Below are 253 nucleotides of genomic sequence, written 5' to 3' on the forward strand. Positions count from 1 at the left end.
GCCAGGTTTTGGGCAGCAACCCAAACGCTGCACGGAATTCGTGATTAAGCCGGAAAAAATCAATGCCGGCGACGGGCCCAACTCCTCCAGACCAATCCCCTCATGATAATGCGCTTTCAGATAATCGCAGGCGCGATTCAGGGCAAAAGGCGACTGCGTTTTTCTTTCTCCAGGGATGCCATGGGTCAAACGGACAAGCAGATGCTGTAGGGCATGGTCAAGCACCATGCGTGGCGCCTGATGATACAGGGTG

Annotated in this window: 1 protein-coding gene; it reads right to left on the reverse strand. The window is 54.5% G+C overall.

Translation table 11 applies throughout. From position 1 onward, the window contains the following. The coding region (locus BG74_RS15005; protein WP_204376365.1) for a hypothetical protein at nucleotides 1-228 on the reverse strand (228 nt) is incomplete at its 3' end. Between the last annotated feature and the right edge of the window lie 25 nt (nucleotides 229-253).

Source organism: Sodalis-like endosymbiont of Proechinophthirus fluctus (assembly GCF_001602625.1).
Lineage (GTDB): Bacteria > Pseudomonadota > Gammaproteobacteria > Enterobacterales > Enterobacteriaceae.